Annotated in this window: 19 protein-coding genes; 8 read left to right on the top strand and 11 right to left on the bottom strand. The window is 68.7% G+C overall.

Annotated features, from left to right (window positions below; translation table 11 throughout):
• The first annotated feature begins 15 nt into the window (after positions 1 to 15).
• Positions 16 to 993 (top strand): NAD(P)H-quinone oxidoreductase, encoded by a 978-nt coding sequence (locus tag BS329_RS27180; RefSeq protein ID WP_076164075.1) that lies wholly within the window; start codon positions 16 to 18, stop codon positions 991 to 993.
• Here BS329_RS27180 and BS329_RS27175 read toward each other — a convergent pair.
• Positions 990 to 2,189: a cysteine desulfurase-like protein gene (locus BS329_RS27175; RefSeq protein ID WP_076164074.1), complete on the bottom strand. Its 1,200-nt coding sequence runs from the start codon at positions 2,187 to 2,189 to the stop codon at positions 990 to 992. The two genes, BS329_RS27180 and BS329_RS27175, sit on opposite strands and share 4 nt — an antisense overlap.
• A 134-nt stretch (positions 2,190 to 2,323) precedes the next feature.
• Here BS329_RS27175 and BS329_RS27170 point away from each other — a divergent pair, with 134 nt between their 5' ends.
• On the top strand, positions 2,324 to 2,923 hold the full coding sequence (locus BS329_RS27170) for a bacterial proteasome activator family protein (RefSeq protein ID WP_076164073.1): 600 nt from the start codon (positions 2,324 to 2,326) through the stop codon (positions 2,921 to 2,923).
• A gap of 166 nt (positions 2,924 to 3,089) precedes the next feature.
• Here BS329_RS27170 and BS329_RS27165 read toward each other — a convergent pair whose 3' ends face one another.
• From BS329_RS27165 to BS329_RS27155, 3 genes are all read right to left on the bottom strand, one after another.
• A complete protein-coding gene (locus tag BS329_RS27165; protein ID WP_244197306.1) occupies positions 3,090 to 3,230 on the bottom strand; it encodes a hypothetical protein in 141 nt (46 codons plus the stop codon).
• A gap of 106 nt (positions 3,231 to 3,336) precedes the next feature.
• Positions 3,337 to 4,305, bottom strand: a complete 969-nt coding sequence (locus BS329_RS27160) for a spore coat protein (protein ID WP_076164072.1) — start codon at positions 4,303 to 4,305, stop codon at positions 3,337 to 3,339.
• Positions 4,302 to 5,048, bottom strand: a complete 747-nt coding sequence (locus tag BS329_RS27155; RefSeq protein WP_076164461.1) for a cytidylyltransferase domain-containing protein — start codon at positions 5,046 to 5,048, stop codon at positions 4,302 to 4,304. Before BS329_RS27155 ends, BS329_RS27160 begins: the two co-directional genes overlap by 4 nt.
• A gap of 49 nt (positions 5,049 to 5,097) precedes the next feature.
• Between BS329_RS27155 and pseB the strand changes: the two genes are divergently transcribed.
• Together pseB and BS329_RS27145 are read left to right on the top strand one after the other, a co-directional pair.
• Positions 5,098 to 6,081 carry a UDP-N-acetylglucosamine 4,6-dehydratase (inverting) gene (pseB, locus tag BS329_RS27150; protein ID WP_076164071.1) on the top strand — a complete coding sequence of 328 codons (984 nt, stop codon included), beginning with the start codon at positions 5,098 to 5,100 and terminating at the stop codon, positions 6,079 to 6,081.
• The gene (locus BS329_RS27145; protein ID WP_076164070.1) at positions 6,074 to 7,249 is read left to right on the top strand and encodes a DegT/DnrJ/EryC1/StrS family aminotransferase; all 1,176 of its coding nucleotides are present in this window, start codon (positions 6,074 to 6,076) and stop codon (positions 7,247 to 7,249) included. The genes pseB and BS329_RS27145 overlap by 8 nt, the downstream gene beginning before the upstream one ends.
• Here BS329_RS27145 and pseI read toward each other — a convergent pair.
• The 4 genes from pseI to BS329_RS27125 are packed head-to-tail and all read right to left on the bottom strand — an operon-like array spanning position 7,246 to position 9,927.
• Positions 7,246 to 8,301, bottom strand: a complete 1,056-nt coding sequence (gene pseI / locus BS329_RS27140; protein WP_076164069.1) for a pseudaminic acid synthase — start codon at positions 8,299 to 8,301, stop codon at positions 7,246 to 7,248. The genes BS329_RS27145 and pseI overlap by 4 nt on opposite strands.
• A 10-nt stretch (positions 8,302 to 8,311) precedes the next feature.
• On the bottom strand, positions 8,312 to 8,830 hold the full coding sequence (locus tag BS329_RS27135; RefSeq protein WP_076164068.1) for a GNAT family N-acetyltransferase: 519 nt from the start codon (positions 8,828 to 8,830) through the stop codon (positions 8,312 to 8,314).
• Positions 8,827 to 9,261: a hypothetical protein gene (locus BS329_RS27130; protein WP_076164067.1), complete on the bottom strand. Its 435-nt coding sequence runs from the start codon at positions 9,259 to 9,261 to the stop codon at positions 8,827 to 8,829. Before BS329_RS27130 ends, BS329_RS27135 begins: the two co-directional genes overlap by 4 nt.
• A gap of 36 nt (positions 9,262 to 9,297) precedes the next feature.
• On the bottom strand, positions 9,298 to 9,927 hold the full coding sequence (locus tag BS329_RS27125; protein ID WP_076164459.1) for a glycosyltransferase family 29 protein: 630 nt from the start codon (positions 9,925 to 9,927) through the stop codon (positions 9,298 to 9,300).
• A 143-nt stretch (positions 9,928 to 10,070) separates the two neighbouring features.
• On the opposite strand from BS329_RS27125, the gene wzm reads away from it, so the two are divergent.
• From wzm to BS329_RS27105, 4 genes are all read left to right on the top strand, one after another.
• The gene (gene wzm / locus BS329_RS27120) at positions 10,071 to 11,024 is read left to right on the top strand and encodes a galactan export ABC transporter permease subunit Wzm/RfbD (RefSeq protein WP_076164457.1); all 954 of its coding nucleotides are present in this window, start codon (positions 10,071 to 10,073) and stop codon (positions 11,022 to 11,024) included.
• Between the two features lie 3 nt (positions 11,025 to 11,027).
• Positions 11,028 to 11,852, top strand: a complete 825-nt coding sequence (gene wzt, locus BS329_RS27115; RefSeq protein WP_076164066.1) for a galactan export ABC transporter ATP-binding subunit Wzt/RfbE — start codon at positions 11,028 to 11,030, stop codon at positions 11,850 to 11,852.
• Positions 11,849 to 12,757, top strand: coding sequence for a galactofuranosyltransferase GlfT1 (gene glfT1, locus BS329_RS27110; protein ID WP_076164065.1), 909 nt, complete (start codon positions 11,849 to 11,851; stop codon positions 12,755 to 12,757). Before wzt ends, glfT1 begins: the two co-directional genes overlap by 4 nt.
• Positions 12,758 to 12,902: 145 nt before the next feature.
• Entirely contained in the window at positions 12,903 to 14,618 is a 1,716-nt protein-coding gene (locus BS329_RS27105) for an arabinofuranosyltransferase AftB family protein (RefSeq protein WP_084750209.1), read from the top strand.
• Between the two features lie 113 nt (positions 14,619 to 14,731).
• Here the strand turns inward: BS329_RS27105 and BS329_RS27100 are convergent, their stop codons facing one another.
• The 3 genes from BS329_RS27100 to BS329_RS27090 are packed head-to-tail and all read right to left on the bottom strand — an operon-like array spanning position 14,732 to position 17,247.
• Positions 14,732 to 16,213: a hypothetical protein gene (locus tag BS329_RS27100; protein ID WP_076164064.1), complete on the bottom strand. Its 1,482-nt coding sequence runs from the start codon at positions 16,211 to 16,213 to the stop codon at positions 14,732 to 14,734.
• Between the two features lie 12 nt (positions 16,214 to 16,225).
• Positions 16,226 to 16,765 (bottom strand): DUF3558 family protein, encoded by a 540-nt coding sequence (locus tag BS329_RS27095; protein WP_076164063.1) that lies wholly within the window; start codon positions 16,763 to 16,765, stop codon positions 16,226 to 16,228.
• A gap of 5 nt (positions 16,766 to 16,770) precedes the next feature.
• The gene (locus BS329_RS27090) at positions 16,771 to 17,247 is read right to left on the bottom strand and encodes a hypothetical protein (protein WP_244197305.1); all 477 of its coding nucleotides are present in this window, start codon (positions 17,245 to 17,247) and stop codon (positions 16,771 to 16,773) included.
• Positions 17,248 to 17,264 lie beyond the last annotated feature (17 nt).

The raw sequence follows: 17,264 nt of genomic DNA, 5'->3' as shown, positions 1-17,264 counted from the left end.
GATAGGGTCGTTTGTATGTATGCGATCACCATCCGTGAGCCCGGCGATCCCGATGCTCTCGAATGGACAGAGGTGACGGATCCGGTAGCGGGCGAAGGCGAAGTGGTCATCGACGTCGCCGCGAGTGCGGTGAACCGCGCTGACCTGCTGCAACGTCGGGGTCTTTACCCGCCTCCGCCGGGCGCCGGCGAAATCCTCGGCCTCGAATGTTCGGGCACGATCGCCGAAATCGGCGAAGGCGTCGAAGGATGGCAAATCGGGGACGAGGTTTGTGCTTTGCTCGCCGGTGGCGGCTATGGGGAAAAGGTCGCCGTTCCGGCCGGGCAACTGCTTCCGCTTCCCGCCGAAGTCGAATTGCTGGCGGCCGCCGGACTTCCCGAAGTCGCGTGCACGGTTTGGGCGAATGTGGTGATGCACGCCAAGCTGTCCGAAGGCGAGGTGCTGCTCGTCCACGGTGGCGCGGGCGGGATCGGCACGCACGCGATCCAGGTCGCCAAGGCGCTCGGCGCGACGGTCGCGGTGACCGCGGGTTCGGACGCGCGACTGGAGAGCTGCCGCCAGCTCGGCGCCGACATCGCGATCAACTACAAGGAGCAGGACTTCGTCGAGATCCTGCGCGCCGAGACCGGTGGCGCGGACGTCGTCCTCGACAACATGGGCGCCAAGTACCTCGACCGCAACATCGACGCGCTGGCCATGGACGGCAGGCTCGTCGTCATCGGCATGATGGGCGGGGTCAAGAGTGAGCTCGACCTCGGGAAGCTGATGGGCAAACGGGGCAGCGTCCACGGCGCCGGCCTGCGGGCGCGGCCGCTGGAGCAGAAGGCGGCGATCGTCGCCGACGTCCGCGAAAGGCTGTGGCCGCTGGTGGAGCAGGGTTCGGTGAAGCCGATCGTCGGGCAGGTCGTGCCGATGGCCGAGGCCGCTTCGGCACACCGCGCGCTCGAAGAAGGCACCGTGTTCGGCAAGGTTCTTCTCGCCGCGAAGTCCTAGCGGATCTCTTCCAGGACTCGCACAAGCTGGTTGACCTCGAAGACGTTCGAGTAATGCGCGAGTCCGATGCGGACGGCGCCGCCGACTTCGGCGGCGCCGAGTGACCCGAAGACACCGCTGGTGCCGTCGTCGGCGAAAGCGCAGAGTCCCTGGGACGCGAGGTACTCCGCGACCTCGGGCGACTTCTTGCCCGCGACGGCGAAGGCCAGCGCGGGGATCCGGCGCATGGCGTCCCCGATGACCATGACATGCCGCAGCGAACGCAGGTCCGTGGACAGTTGCGCCAGAAGTCCCGCGTGGTACGACTTCGCCGAACCCAGCGACGTCACCAGCCGCTCGCGCCGCGACCCCATCGCCGCGTCGTCCAAACCGGCGAGATAGTCGATCGACGCGATCAACCCGGCCAGCAACGGGTACGCGTGCGGTCCCAGTTCCATCCGGGCCGGACCGCGCGCGGCCGGGTCGAGCGAGACCGACGGCAGCCGTTCGAGCAGTTCGGGATCACGGAAGACCAGCGCCCCCACCGACGGTCCGCCCCAGGCCTGCGCCGAAACCACCATCACGTCGGCGCCGAGCGCGTTGAGGTCCAGCGGCACGAACGGCGCCGCGTACGTCGCGTCGACGACGACCAGCGCGCCGACGCGTTTGGCGAACTCGATCACCGTCGGGACGTCGGGCCGGGTGCCGACCGAACCGGAGGCCAGCGTGACCGCGACGACCTTGGTGCGCGCGGAGACGAGGTTCTCGTACTGCCAAGCGGGCAGCTCGCAGGTCTCGATGTCGATCTCGCCCCAGCGCACGACCGCGCCGACACGTTTCGCGGCGCGGCGCCACGGCGCGAGGTTGGCCTCCTCGTCGAGCCGGGAGACGACGACCTCGTCGCCGATCGTCCAGCGGTCGGCCATCGCGTCGACGAGACGGCGGATGAGGTCGGGCGCGTTGGGTCCGAGCACGACTCCGGCCGGGTCGGCGCCGACCAGGTCGGCGACCGCCCGGCGAGCGGCCGTGACAATGCTTTCCGCACGCTGGGAGGCCGGAAACGCTCCGCCCGGCCCCGACACCGGAGCACGCATGGCCGTGGATACGGCCGAAGCGACCTGTTCAGGTACGAGCATTCCGGCGGCGCCGTCGAAGTGAATCCAGCCGTCACCCAGCGCGGGAAACAACCCACGGATACGAGCGACGTCGAACGCCATGGGGACACCGTACGGACGTGCGGTTTGGCGCTTGACCCGGGGTTGGGTGCCCGGCCACGGGGCGCGACGATTCCCGCTACGCTCGGAGACGGCGCCGAAAACCACGCTGCGCTTCGTGCCCGACGTAAGCCAGGATGGAGCACATGACCGACCCAGCTTCCCGTGAATCGACCACCCCCAGCGACGGGGACTCCGCTCCCCACGTCGTGGTCGTCGGTCCCGACGGCACCCCGGTCGGCACCGCGCGCCTCGCCTCCGGCTCCGGCTCCGAGGAGGAGACCTCTCACGAGGAATCGCTCGGCGACCTCGTCGAAGAGCCCGCCAAGGTGATGCGGATCGGCACGATGATCAAACAGCTGCTGGAGGAGGTCCGCGCCGCGCCGCTGGACGACGCCAGCCGCACCCGCGTGCGCGAGATCCACCAGACGTCGATCCGCGAACTGGAGCAGGCGCTGGCGCCGGAACTCCAGGACGAGCTGGAGCGGCTGGTGCGGCCGTTCACCGAGAACTCGACGCCGTCCGATGCCGAGCTGCGGATCGCGCAGGCTCAGCTGGTCGGCTGGCTGGAAGGGCTGTTCAGCGGCATCCAGACCGCGCTGTTCGCGCAGCAGATGGCGGCCCGGGTGCAGCTGGAGCAGATGCGGCGCGGACTCCCGGCCGGACCTTCCGCGGGTGGCGGCACGGGCTTTGGCGGCGGCACCGGCGAGGCACACGGGCCCGGGCAGTACCTCTGACGCCTGTTATGAACGGACCTTTCATAACAGAATTTGTTATAAACGGTCCGTTCATAACACCCGGGGGTTGCGCAGCGGGCGGAAGAACCTCCGCAGGTCCACGATGAGCAGGTCGGGCAGCAGCACTTCGCGGAAAACCTCGTTCACGGTTTCAGTGTCCGCGCCGCTACAAGCGATATTCCCGCGGAACCCAATCCGACATCAGGTCGGCGACGTTCTCGACCCGTTCCTCTTCCGCTTCCCTGCCCTCCGCCCGGAGGAACAGGATCGTGTCGATCAGCTCTTGATGAAGCTTCGCCCGCGACACGCCCCGCTCAAGCTCCCCCGCGAGCCGCGAGCAAGGGCCGGATCTCGAAGATGCTCGTTTCCCTGGTCACGGCTTCAAGGAGTCTGGCCCGGAAATCACCGCTGGCTCAGTCGCCCGCCAAAATGGCTTCCAACCGGTCCAGTACCCGGTCCACGCCCTGCCCGTCCACAACGGACGCGGCCGTCTCCGAGAACCGCTGCCGCGCGACCGGGTCCCGCAGCAAGGTCCGCAGCGTCTCGACGGCTCCGGCGTCCAGCGCCTCCGCGCTCCCCAGCCCGGCCGCCAGTCCGAGGTCGAGCGCGCCCCGGTAGCCCGTCACCTGGTTGTCGACCAGCCGCACGACGCCGGTCGGGACGCCGAGGCAGCACAGCTCGAGCAGCGTGACGCCGGCCGCGCTCACCGCGACGTCCGTCTCCACCAAGAGATCGAGCAAGCCCGGTCCGGGCGGCGCGATGCGGAATTCCTGACCCGGCAGCGCCTCCGGCACGACGGGTTCGCCGCGCACGAGCACATCGGCGACGAACGGCAGTTCCGTGTCGCGCAGGGCGTGCAGCAGCCCGCCGACCGTCCCGGCCCATTCCGTCCCCCCGCCGAGCACCACGGTCACGTGCGGCCGCTCGGCTCCCTCGCGGCCGCGACGCTTCTCTCGCGCCTCCCGGACGACTTCCCGCAGCGGCGCGTAGGCCACTCCCCTGAGCAGTTCGGCGGAACCGTCGTCGGGCCTCAGGGCGGGCGCGAAACCACAGTCGACGACGAGGTCCGCCGCGCGCCTGCCGAACACGTCGTCCTCGATGGACACCAGCAGCGCACCGGCGGCGTTGACGCTTTCGCGTAGCTCGCCGAGGCCGTAGTGGTCGACGATCACCGCGTCGAAGCCTTCGAAGGACGCAGACGGCACCACCGGCACGGACAGCTCATCGAAGCGCGCCGCCAGCCATTCGGCGTTGTCCACCTGTCCCGAGAACACGACCTCCCAGCCCCGCGCGACGGCGCGCTCGGCGTAGGCGACCATGCGCGAGATGTGGCCCGCGCCGATCGTCCCGGAGGCGTCGGCCCGCAGCACCAGTCGCGTCACCGGGCCACTTTTTTCTGCTCGACGTGCGCGTTGAGCTTGGCGAGATCGGGTCGCGCCCGCAGCACGGCGACCACCTCACGCCAGTCGCCGACGCGGTCTCCCAGCTCGGCGACGACACCTTCGATGACCGCCCAGTCCTCGGCGGTGTCCAACGTCACGCGCAGGTCTTCGGCGGACGGGCTGACCACGATCCCGGAGCACGAGTAAGTCTCCGGCCGCGAGTAGATGCCCGAGGTCACGTGCTCCCGGTCGGCGCCACGGGCGGTTTCGACCTGCTCGGCCAGTACTTCCGCGCGCACCAGTTCGGCGTCGAAGCCGCGAGGCAAGGTGCGCACCAGGGTCGTGCTCAGGTAGTCCAGCGAGGGCCGGGCGCGCCACAGGGTGACGAGCTGCCCGATCAGTGCCGGGTCGAGCAGCGGGCAGTCGGCGGTGAGCCGCACCACGGCGTCGGCCGGGTACGACTCGATGGCCACCGCGAAGCGCGCGAGGACATCGTCCAGCGGTCCTCTGGCGACCAGGGCGCCGTGCCGCTCGGCCTCCGCGGCCACCGCGTCGTCTTCGGCTTCGGTGGAGGTCGCGACCACGACGTCGTCGATTCCCGGCGAAGCCGCCGCGGCACGGACGACCCAGCCGAGCACGCTCCGGCCGGACAGGGGCCGCAGCACCTTGCCCGGCAGCCGGGTCGACGACGCCCGCGCCTGGATGACGGCGTTGACCACGTGGGCCCCGGGGGCTCGATCCATGGGTGACATGATGGCCGACGGCAGTAGCACCGAAACGCGGAGGTCAACGATGTCCGAGCTGGATGGCTCCAGCATCCTGCTCACCGGCGGGACCGGTTCGTTCGGCAAGGCGTTCATCACCTACGCCCTGGCCGAGCTAAACCCGCGACGGCTGGTCGTGCTCTCCCGAGACGAGCTCAAGCAGTACGAAGCGCGTCAGCAGTTCGACAACGACCCGAGACTGCGCTGGTTCATCGGCGACATCCGGGACCGCCGCCGCCTCGAGCGCGCGATGCACGGAGTCGACTACGTGGTGCACGCCGCCGCCCTCAAGCAGGTCGACACGGGTGAGTACAACCCGTTCGAATTCGTGCAGACCAACGTCGTCGGCTCGCAGAACGTCATCGAGGCCGCGATCGACACGGGCGTGAAGAAGGTCGTCGCGCTCTCGACCGACAAGGCGTCGAGTCCGATCAACCTCTACGGCGCCACCAAGCTGTGCGCCGACCGGATGTTCATCAGCGCGAACCACTACGCCGCGACGCATCCGACCCGGTTTTCCGTGGTCCGCTACGGCAACGTGATGGGTTCCCGCGGCAGTGTGATCCCGTTCTTCCGCGCGCTGGCGGCCAAGGGCGAGTCACTGCCGATCACGCACAAGGAGATGACCCGCTTCTGGATCACGCTCCCGCAGGCCGTGCGGTTCGTGGTCGACTCGTTCGACCAGATGAACGGCGGTGAGCTGTACGTGCCGCGCATCCCGAGCATGCGGCTGGTCGACCTCGCGCAGGCCATCGCGCCCGGGTCGCCGATGCACGAGGTCGGCATCCGGCCCGGCGAGAAGCTGCACGAAGAGATGATCGCCCCCGACGACGCCCGCCGGACCGTGCGGTTGAGCGATCGGTACGTCGTCCAGCCGCATATCGCGGGCTGGGGCTACGAGCCGCCGTCGGACGGCCAGGCCGTGCCGGAGAACTTCGCGTACCGCTCGGACACCAACGACCTGTGGCTCGACGCCGAGGAACTGCGCGACCTGGTCGAGCAGTATGGCTGAGTCTGATGCCGCCTCCGCGGGAAAGAGCACGTCGGCCAAGTCGTTCCTGCCCTACGGCCGTCAGTCCATTTCGGACGAGGACATCGCCGCCGTCACCGCCGTACTGCGTGGCGACTGGCTGACCACCGGCCCCGCCGTCACACGCTTCGAAGAGGACTTGGCCGAGCACACCGGCGGCACCCCCGCCGTCGCCGTCACCTCGGGCACCGCGGCACTGCACGTCGCCTACGCGGCGGCCGGGATCGGCCCCGGTGACGAGGTCGTCACGTCACCGATGACCTTCGTCGCCACCGCCGCGACGGCCGTGCTGCTCGGTGGCAAGGTCGTCTTCGCCGACGTCGAGGCGGACACCGGGAACCTCGACCCGGCCGCGGCCGCCGCGGCGGTCACCTCGCGGACCAAGGTCGTCGCGGCCGTCGACTACGCCGGCCACCCCGCGGAACTGGACGAACTCGGCCGCATCGCGCACGACAACGGCGCGCTGCTGCTGGAGGACGCCGCGCATTCCGTCGGCGGGAGCTGGCAGGGCAGGCCGGTCGGCTCGCTAGCCGACCTCACCACGTTCTCCTTCTTCCCCACCAAGAATCTCACCACGGCCGAAGGCGGCGCCGTGATCGCCGGTTCGGACGAGCTGCTGGCGCGCGCCCGCGGCTTCCGCAACCACGGGCTGGTGCGGGACAAGGCCGCGCAGCGCTATCCGGACGAAGGCGCGTGGCACCAGGAGGTGCACGAGTTCGGCCTCAACTACCGGTTGCCGGATGTGTTGTGCGCCCTGGGAAGCAGTCAGCTCCGGCGGCTCGCCGAGTTCAAGAGGCGCCGCGCCGGGATCCACGCGCGCTATACCGCAGCACTGTCCTCTTTGGACGGAGTACTGACTCCCGCGGTGCGCGAAGGCGCGGACCCGGTGTGGCACCTGTACCCGCTGCGAGTCCTCGAAGGACGACGTCGTGCGTTGTTCGATCACTTACGTGTCAAGGGAATCGGCGTGCAGGTCAACTACATCCCCGCGTACTGGCATCCGGTGTTCGAGGACCTCGGATACCAGCGGGGCCTGTGCCCGAACGCGGAGCTGTACTACCGCCAGGAGCTTTCGCTGCCGCTGTTCCCGGCGTTGACCGACGCCGACGTGGACCGCGTCATCGACGAGGTCCGCACCTTCTTCGGCTAGATCAAGCCCCAGGTGAGCGCGGTGCCCTTCGGGACATCGGAGGCGAAGGTGCGGCCGAGTACGTTCACGATCTCGGCCGGGGCCAGGCCACCGGCCGGCCGGATCGAGCGGACGTTCTCCCTCGTCACGGTGTCCCCGGCCCGCACGTCCTCGACGACGTACAGGGAACGCCGGAACCGCAGGCCTTCCTTCTCGCTCTCGCGCGGCCCGATCACCGCCGCGCCCAGCGCCTCCCAGGCGCGGTGCGACTCGGTGACCAGCGCGGCCAGCTCGGCGGGCTCCAGGGAGAACTCCGAGTCGACGCCGCCATCGGTCCTGGCCAGGGTCACGTGCTTCTCGATCGCGACGGCGCCGAGCGCGACGGCCGCCAGCGGGGCGCCGATGCCGGGCGTGTGGTCGGACAGGCCGACGAGCGTTCCGGTCACCCCGGCCAGGACGGGCAGCCCGCGCAGGTTGCTCTCGGCGGGCGACGCCGGGTAGCTGGCGGTGCAACCGAGCACGATCAGCTGGTCGTTGCCCGCCTCGCGCGCGGTCCGCACCGCGGCGTCGATTTCGGCGACGCTCGCCATACCGGTCGAGATGATGAGCGGCTTGCCGGTCTTCGCGCACAGTTCGATCAGCGGCAGGTCGACGATCTCCGACGACGCGATCTTGTACGCGGGCGCGTCCAGCGATTCCAGCAGGTCGACCGCGGTGGGGTCGAACGGGCTGGAGAAGATTTCGAGGCCATGGGCGCGGGCCCGCTCGAACAGTGGCTCGTGCCACTCCCACGGGGTGTGGGCGCGCTCGTAGAGCTTGTAGAGGTTCTCGCCGCCCCACAGCGAATGCGAAGCGCCGATCCGGAAGTCCGGGGTGTCGACGTCGATGGTGATCGTGTCCGGCCGGTAGGTCTGGAGCTTGACCGCCTGTGCGCCGGTCTCGGCGATCGCGTCAACGATCTCCAGCGCCCTGGCCAGTTCGCCGTTGTGGTTGCCGGACATCTCGGCGATGACGAACGGCGGGTGCGCCGCCGACAGGACATGTGCGCCGATGCGCACCTCGCTGGCGGTCATCGGGGTACGACTACCTCTTCTTCCTCATCCGGCGGTCGGCGGCACGCAATTCGGTCCAGACGACCTCGCGCGGCTCGCCGTCGACCTCCCGAACATACCTGCGTGTCTCGGTGAAGCCGAATCGCTTGTGCAGTTGCAGGACCTGACGGTTGTCCGCGAGCGTCGCACCACCCAGCCGGCTGAGGCCGAGTACGTCGAAGCCGTAGTCGACGGCCGCGCCCTCCAACCGCAACCACGCGGGGAGGGTCTCCCGGCCGAGCCCTTCGACGTCCAGGTAGAAGTGCCATTCCGCGCTTCCGGCCTCGGTGTCGATGTCGCTGAACAGCACGACACCGGCGGGCACCCCGTCGTGCCGGTAGACGAGCACGCGACGGCTCGGGTCGGCACGGACCGCCTCGAACCAGCCACGATGCTCGTCGGCACCGATCTCGTGCGTGGTGAAACTGACCTTCCGCACCGACGGGTGGTTGCGCCACCGCCGGATCCGCTCGAGGTCGCCTTCTCCGGCCTCGACCAGCGAGCCGGTCATTCGCCTGCCGGGACGGTGGCGGTCTCCTCGAGACGGCGCAACCGGTCCTCGTAACGGGCGATCCCGGCCAGCCGGACGCGGATCTGGGCGTGCTGGCGCTGGATCTCCTGGATCAGGCTGCGCGCCTCGGCCAGTTCGGGCTTGTCGGCGTGCGCCGGCAGCGAGATCGACTCGCGCAGGTCCTCCAGCTGGGCCTCCTGGGCCGCGACGCTCGGGATCAGGCGGTCCAGCTCGGCGCGGGTCCAGCGCAGGTCGCCGCGCGCGTGCTCGAGGCCGCTTTCAGCGCCGTCGAGGCGGCGGCGGTGGTCCGCGGTGGCGTGTTCGAGTTCGTTGACACGCCCGTTGAGGTCGCGGAGCCGCTCGTCGATCCGGAAGTCGATGAGCCGGGCGATCCGGCCGATCACGCCGCTGCGGAGTTTCTGCACTGCCATGGGGTGGTTCCTTCTCGGGATGGGCTGGCTGGGAATTCAGCGCAGGAGTTCGGTTTCGCCGGTCTTCGTCCAGGAGTCCAGCAGCCTGCCCTCGGCGGCGATCCGGTGTTCGGGGCCGACGATGCAGGAGTCGCCCGCGGCGTGCTCCCAGTGGGTCTGGTTCGGGTCGTCGATGAACGAGAAACCGGAGATGACCAGGTTGGCGTGCGGGAAGGACGTGCGCGCGATCCAGGCGGCCAGCGTCCCGGTGGTCGACCACAGGCCCTCTTCGCGACTCGGCAGGCCGAGCGCGTCCGAGAGCGGCAGGACCACCTCGCGGTTCGGCACCGGGACGTAGCCGAGGTCACCGGGCCACCAGCCCGGGATGGCTTCGGGCTCCCAGTGCATCCGCCCCGGCTCGACCAGCAGGTACAGCCGCTTGCGGTAGTCGCGGAAGACATGCTTGGTGGCGCGGACGGCGCGGTTGAAAACGACGACGTGCACCCGGCTGCCGACGGTTTCGGGACCGCCCGGCTCGTCCACGACGAAGCCGTTGACCCGGATCACGAGGTCGCAGGCGTCGATGGCCTTCGCCCGCCGGGAGTCCGGCGACAGCGGCTGGTTCCCCACCACGGCCACCGAACGCGGCTCCGGCCGGTCGGCGTATGCGGCGAGCAGATTCACCATCAAGCTCGCGTCGCCGAGTGCAGCAGTCATGAGGGGAGAAAGTACCAGCACACCCACCACGTCGGGTGCGAAGCCGACGGTAGCTTTCCGTGGTCGGACGGGGCGGCCCCGGCACCGGCCGCCCCATCGGTACCCTCGTTCCCGTGCATGCCACCAGCACGGTTCACGCCGCCGACGGTGCTGCGCCGACCTCGGTTCCGCCGATTTCGGACAGCAAGACCTTCGCGCGCGCGTTCGCCGACATCAAGACCGGGTTCGCCGCCAAGGAGCTGTGGGGACACCTCGGCTGGCAGGACATCAAACAGCGCTATCGCCGCTCGGTGATCGGTCCGTTCTGGATCACCATCAGCCAGGGCGTCATCGCGCTCGGCCTCGGACTCCTGTACTCACAGTTGTTCCACATGCCGACGGCGACGTTCCTGCCCTACATCAGCACCGGGTTCATCATCTGGGGCTTCATCAGCGGCTGCCTGTCCGAGGGCATGGAGACCTTCATCTCCAACGAGGGGCTGATCAAACAGCTCCCGGCGCCGCTGTCGGTCTATGTACTGCGGACGGTGTGGCGCCAGACTCTGATGCTGGTGCACAACCTGATCGTCTACGTGATCGTGCTCGCGGTCTTCTTCACCTCGCTGAACCACCAGTACTCGCTGAACACCGGCAACTGTGACGGGAACTTCTCCGGTATCTGCCACCCGGGTATCGGCTGGTACTCCCTCAGCGCGATCCCCGGTTTCTTCCTGCTCGCGCTCAACGCCGGCTGGGTCACCCTGCTGCTGGGCATCATCTCGACCCGCTACCGCGACATCCCGCAGGTGATCAACTCGATCATCCAGCTGCTCTTCTACATGACGCCGATCGTGTGGCCGATCGACCAGCTGATGGCGGGCGGCGCCCGGGTCGACACCTCGTGGGCGTTGCCGTTCGTCTACGGCAACCCGTTGTTCCACTTCATCCAGATCGTGCGTGCTCCGATGATCGGGCAAGCCGTCAGCCCCTACAGCTGGGTGATCGTCGGTGGCATCACCGTCATCGGCTGGGGTCTCGCGCTGGTCGCGATGCGTAATTACCGTTCCCGCGTCTCTTATTGGGTGTGACAAGTGGTCAGCATTGATGTGCACAACGCCTTCGTCGACTTCCCGATCTTCGACGCTAAGACCCGCTCGCTGAAGAAGCGGGTGCTGGGCAAGGTCGGCGGCAAGATCGGCACCGAGAGCAAGGTGCCGATCATCGAAGCCCTCCACGACGTGACGCTCTCGCTGAAACAAGGCGACCGCGTCGGCCTGGTCGGCCACAACGGGGCCGGGAAGTCGACCCTGCTGCGGCTGCTGTCCGGGATCTACGAGCCCACCCGCGGTTCGGCGAAGATCTCCGGCAAGATCGCGCCGGTCTTCGACCTCGGCATCGGCATGGACCCGGAGATCTCCGGGCTGGAGAACATCATCGTCCGCGGCCTGTTCCTCGGGATGACCGCGAAGCAGATGGAAGCGCGCGTCGACGACATCGCGGAGTTCACCGAACTCGGCGACTACCTGCAGATGCCGCTGCGGACCTACTCCACTGGTATGCGCGTGCGGCTGGCGCTGGGCGTGGTCACCTCGATCGACCCGGAGATCCTGATCCTCGACGAGGGCATCGGCGCGGTCGACGCGGCGTTCCTCAACAAGGCCAAGGACCGGCTGAAGGACCTCGTCAAGCGGTCCGGCATCCTGGTGTTCGCCAGCCACTCGGACGAGTTCCTCTTCGAGCTCTGCGACTCCGCCATCTGGATGGACGAGGGGCACGTCAAGCAGCGCGGTTCGCTGCGCGAGGTGCTCACCGGCTACAAGGGCCGCGACCCGTTCGAGAACATGAGCCAGGAGACGCTGGAGCGGTTCGGCGTCGCACCCGAGCCCGTCTCGACGACGAACGGCGGCCAGGGATGACCAGCGAGACGAGGCAGTTGCCCGAAGGCGCCGTCGTCGGCGTCGTCGTCACGCGCCATCGGCGGGAACTGCTTTCGGACTCGCTCAAGGTGATCGCCGCGCAAACGCGGCCGGTCGACCACCTCGTCGTGGTCGACAACGGGCCGGACCAGTCGGCGCGGGCCATCGTCGAGAGTTACCCCCTCCCCGTCACGTACCTGCCTTCGCACCGCAACCTCGGCGGCGCGGGCGGGTTCGCGCTCGGCATGCTGCACGCGCTTTCCCTTGGCGCGGACTGGATCTGGCTGGCCGACGACGACGGCCGCCCGGCCGACGAGAACGTGCTCGCGATCCTGCTGGACGAGGCCGAAAAGCGGGGCCTCGCCGAGATTTCCCCGGTGGTGTCCAACATCGACGCGCCGGACAAGCTCGCGTTCCCGTTGCGGCGCGGGCTGACCTGGAAGCGCTCGTCGTCGGAACTGGGCGTCGACTTCCTGCCCGGCATCGCCTCGCTGATGAACGGCGCACTGTTCCGCGCGTCCACTTTGGACGTCGTCGGCGTGCCGGACCTGCGGCTGTTCTTCCGCGGCGACGAGGTCGAACTGCACCGGCGCCTTGTCCGTTCGGGACTGCCGTTCGGCACCTCGCTCAAGACCGCGTACCTGCACCCGGACGGCTCGGACGAGTTCAAGCCGATGCTGGGCGGCCGGTTCCACGCGCAGGACCCGGAGAACGAGGTCAAGCGCTACTACACCTACCGCAACCGCGGATACCTGCTGTCGCAGCCGGGAATGCGCAAGATCGGCGCGCTCGAAGTGGTGCGGTTCGGGTTGTACTTCGTCGGCGTGAAGCGGGATCCGAAGGCGTTCTTGCAGTGGCTCAAGCTGGTGCGGCAGGGCCGCAAGGAGAAGTTCTTCCGCTACTGAGACATCCGAAAGGCCAGGGTGGCCACCCGCGCCGATGAGGAAGCTCGACGGCGCGGGTGGCCACTTTTGTTCGCGGGGCAACCTGTGCCCGGCTCCAGTCGTGAATACAGAGCACAAGGACAAGAACCTTATAAGGGGTCAGATCGTGGACGCACCCGTACTCGCTCCGGAAACTCCCGAAGCGAGACCCAGATCCAGACCTCGTTTCGACCGGAACTTCGTCAGCATCGGGCTGGTCGTGGCCCTGTTCGCGGTCCTCGCGTGGAACCGAAGATGGGTGTGCGACGATGGACTCATCGTGCTGCGGACGGTGCAGAACCTCCTGGACGGCAACGGTCCGGTGTTCAACGCCGGTGAACGCGTCGAGGCGAACACCAGCACGCTGTGGACGTACATCCTCGCACTTGCCGGCCTTTTCGGCGTACGGCTCGAATGGGCGGCCGTCATCCTCGGCCTGCTCCTCGCGGTCGCCGGGATGGCGCTCGGCCTCGACGGCGCGCGGCGCCTGTACCCCTCGAAACTGATCGTACCGGCCGGAGCCCTCGTGCTTCTCGGCCTCTCGCCGTTCTGGGACTTCGCGACGTCGGGCCTCGAAACCGGCCTCGTCACCTGCTGGCTCGCGGGCGTGTGGTGGCTTTTGGTCCGCCACGCCACCCAGCCCGACACGCGGCCATGGGCGACGGTCTTCCTTCTCGGGCTCGGCCCGCTGGTCCGCCCCGAATTCGCACTGGTGACGGCGCTCGGGGGCGTCGCCCTGCTCCTCATCGCCAAGCCGGGCTGGAAACGCGCCCTGCTCTGGATTCTCGTGGCAGGCGTACTGCCGGTCGGCTACCAGGTCTTCCGGATGGGCTACTACGGCCTGATCACGCCCAACACGGCGCTGGCGAAAGAAGCTTCGAAGGCCCGCTGGGACCGGGGCTTCTTCTACATCGCCGACCTGCTCGACCCGTACCTGCTGGTGATCCCGCTGCTCACGCTGGTGGTCATCGCGGCGTTGGTACTCCGGAAGCTGACCCGTGCGACGACCATCGTGGTCGTGATGCCTGTCGTCGCCGCGCTCGGCCTGCTGTTCTACGTCACGCGCGTCGGTGGTGACTACATGCACGGCCGAATGCTGCTTCCGTCGCTCTTGCTGCTTCTCCTCCCGGTGCTCGCCGTACCGCTCGGCAAGTGGACCGCGCTGCCGCTGCTGGTGCTCGGCGTCTGGGCCGTGGTGAGCGGCGGCTGGTTGCGGGCGCCCTCGGCGATCGAGCACAAGATCGGCGCCCACGCCATCACCGATTCCCGCGTCTTCTGGGTCGACACCACGGCCAAGTCCCATCCGATCCTGGCCGAGGACGCCGCTTTGGCCCCCGGCTATCTGCCGGAGCTGGCCAAGGCCATGGAAGGCAAGCAGGGGCCGGTCGTCGTGGTGTCGGTCGACCACCGATGGCTCGTCGTACCGGCGCGGGAGCGGACCGTGGTCTCCTCTCCCGGCCCGCTCGGCTTCCCCGGCATGCTGCTGCCCTACGACTACAAGGTGGTCGACGACATCGGGTTGGCGGGCCCGCTGGCGTCGCACTCGATCTCGGTCCCAGGCTGGCCGATGGGGCACGACAAGCTGCTCTCGGTCGCCTGGGCCATCGCGGACGCCGGGCGGGGCACCCCGGAGGAGCTGTCCGCGGCGATCGAGGGCGCGGTACCCGGGGAGGAGATCGCGTCCGCGAGGCGTGCCCTCGCGCGGCCGGAGATCCAGGAAATGCTGGCTTCCGTGCGAGCGCCGCTGACCGGAAACCGGTTCTGGGAGAACCTGGTGCATTCGGTCGGCCGGTCCAGCCTGCGCTACGACCGCGACCCGTACATCGCCCAGCACGGGACCTGAGCCAGGGCAAGGCCCTTCAGGTACTGATGCGGTCGGCGGCGTGACAGGAAAGGCCCCTTCATTCGCGAAATTCGCAATGAAGGGGCCTTTCCTGTCACTCTCGCTGAGAACCTCTATTCGCCGATCACCGGGGGCGCGGTGCGCATGTCGGTGCCGAAGACCTCGTCCGGGTCGCCCTCGACGAGGTACGTCGGACGCTGGTGCTCGGTGTCCTCGTCCCCGTCGGCGTGCTGGCCGCGACCGCCCATGCCACCGCCCATGGCGGGCCCGCCGCGACCGGCGGCGCCACCGCCGAGACCACCCATACCTCGGCCTGCCGCCGCTTCGGCGGCGCCGACACCGCCGGGACGGGCCGCGCCGGACGCGGAACCCGAACCGGGCGTGGAACCGGCGCCGCTACCGGGACCGAAGCCGCTTCCGCCACCACCGCGGCTGTTCCGCCCGTTGTACTCGGAGTCGCCCATCCCGCCGCCCATCATGGGCGCCATCGGCATCGGGCTCATCGGCATCGCGTTCGAGTTCGAGGGGCCGGGTGTGGTGACCGGCGGCGGGGTGTTCAGGAGGCCGGACGGCGTCGTCCCCGAGGGGACACTGCCGGATCCCGTGCTGGATCCGGGGCCGGGCAGGTGCCCACCACCCGGCGGGATGGCGGTGCCGCCGCCGCCTCCACCGCCGCCTCCGCCCCCACCGCCGCCGCTACCGGGCGGGATGTAGGTGTTGCCGGGCGGGATGTAGGTGTTGCCGGGCGGGGTCGAGCCGGGCGGAACCTGGTATGGCTGCGGCTTGCCCGGCTCGTCGATCCCGCCGCCACCGCCGACGCCGAACTTCGGCGGCTCGGCGAACGCCGGCTGCTTCGACGCGGCCTCGTACAAGGACTTGTCGTAGGCGTGCATGGCGGAGGCCGCCTGGGTGTGGGCCTCCTGGCTGTCCTTCTGCTTCTGGATGGACTTGTCGATGTTGTCGCCGAGGTTGAACGGGTTCGACGTCATCCAGCCGCCGACCTCGTCCTTCCAGTTGAAGGGGATCGGCGCCGGCATCACGTTCTTCACGTGGGAAGCCGCGGTGCCCTGGTCGTAGATCGTCTCGGAGGCGAGCTTCGCGTTCTGGGAGTTCGTCTCGGACCACTTGCTGAGGCTCTTGAAGTAGCCCTGCGCGTTGCCCGCCGCGTCGCCTTCCCAGGTGCCCTGCGACGCCGTGACGGCCTTGTCCATCGTCGTCGAGAAGGTGTTGAACGCCTTGTGCAGATCGTGGTACGCCGTGGAGACCTCGGTGACCTGCTCGACGTTCAAGTCGCTCTTGATGAACTGCTCGAGCTTTTCGTGGTCGTAACCCTGGTAGTCCGCGTTCGACGGCTCCAGGCCTTCGACGTACTGGACGTCGCCGTCCTTGGTCAGCTGATCGACGTTCTTGTCGCCGACCTCCTGGGACTGCTGGTGTGCCTTCCCGGAGGCCATGAACTGCTTGACCGCGCCGAACAGCCAGCCGTCACTGGGGTCGACGCCCTCCTGGGCCTTCTGCTGGAAGTACGCGTCACGTGCCGCGGGAGAAAGGTCGGAGACCTGCTTCTCGCTCAGGTTCGGTGTCTTCGTGGTCATCCTGATTCCCCCTTAGCCCTTCGGAAGCTTCGGTTCGACGATGTCGGCGACCTTCTCGGCGATCCCGCAGGCCTTCTCGGTCTCGTCGGCCGCGACCAGCACGTCGACCCGCGCCGACGTGCCCAGTTCGAGCGCCATCAGGCACCCCGCCGGGGGCCTGGGCGCGAGCACGGCCTTGCGCCCGTTGACGTTGCCGGTGGTCTTGCCGTTACCGGCGTCGCTCACCGTGTCGAGACCCTGGGTGTCGCGAACACCGACACCGATCGAGAGGCTTTCCGAGGCTGTCGCCGCCTCCTTGTTCAGCGTGCAAAGACGGGCTCCACCCGCGTTTTCGGACGTCGGTGGCTTGAACGTCCCGTAGGACGCCAGGTCCGTCACGCCGACGAGTGAACACGGGTCGATCGACGCGGTGTCCGCGCCGGACGTGGGCGCGGCGCTGGACGCGCTCGACGACGCGGGAGGGGCGGGACTGGCGCTTCCCGGCTTTTCGCTGGAGCACGCGGCCAGTACCAGTGCGGCCGCGGCGAGCGGCACCACGTAGAGCTTTTTCATCGTCCTCAGGCCTGGACCTTCTTGGTGGCGTCGATCGCCCGGTCTTCGACACCCTTGTACAGTCCGGCGGCCCTGGCCAGCGCCTCGTCGGCGTCCTTGACCACCTGCTCGAACTGCCCGATGACCGCGCTGGCGGAGTTGGCCGACTGGGCCGCGCCCTTGTGGTCGTGTGCCGCGACCGCCTTGCCGTAAGGGTGGCCGCCCAGCTTCGGCGCGTCGTTCAGCGCCATGGTCTTGATCTTCAGCGCGCTGAGTTCCTCCGACATGTTCGCCAGAGCCTCACGAAGCGGCTTGACACCCTCTTCGCTGATCTTGAAGCCACCGCTCTTGGCGGCCGAGACCAGCTTCTGGGTCTCGGCGCTGACCTTGGCGATCGCCTCCTGGTTCAGCCCGCCCTTGGCCACATAGCCGGCTGCCGCGCCCATGGCGGCGCCCATCGAGTAGTCCGGTGCCGCCTGTCCGCCGTCCGCTTCGAAAGCCATCGTCCGCCCCACTGCAT

Source organism: Amycolatopsis coloradensis, assembly GCF_001953865.1.
Taxonomy (GTDB): domain Bacteria; phylum Actinomycetota; class Actinomycetes; order Mycobacteriales; family Pseudonocardiaceae; genus Amycolatopsis; species Amycolatopsis coloradensis.
This window is presented reverse-complemented; position numbering and strand designations above follow the sequence as displayed.